This window comes from Kitasatospora putterlickiae (genome assembly GCF_039527695.1).
Lineage (GTDB): Bacteria > Actinomycetota > Actinomycetes > Streptomycetales > Streptomycetaceae > Kitasatospora > Kitasatospora putterlickiae.
In genome coordinates, this window is sequence record NZ_BAAAKJ010000291.1 from 6,554 (window position 1) to 6,865 (window position 312).

Annotated in this window: 1 pseudogene; it reads left to right on the forward strand. The window is 77.2% G+C overall.

The annotated features are described in order from the left end of the window. Nucleotides 1-312 (forward strand): annotated as a pseudogene (locus ABD308_RS28335) (thiamine pyrophosphate-dependent enzyme); the annotation flags it as partial.

Below are 312 nucleotides of genomic sequence, written 5' to 3' on the forward strand. Positions count from 1 at the left end.
CTCCAACCGCGGCCGGGGCGGCTCGATGCACGCCGCCGACCTGAGGCTGGGCATCCTCGGCGCCAACGGCATCGTCGGCGCCGGCGCGCCGATCGCGGTCGGCGCCGCGTGGGCCGACCAGCGGGCGGGCTCGGACGCGGTCGCGGTCGCCTTCTTCGGCGACGGCGCGCTCAACCAGGGCGTGCTGCTGGAGTCGCTCAACCTGGCCGCGATGTGGCGCCTGCCGGTGCTCTTCGTCTGCGAGAACAACGGCTACGCCACCACCCTGCCCGCCGGCACCGCGGTCGCGGGCAGCGCGACCGGGCGGGCGGG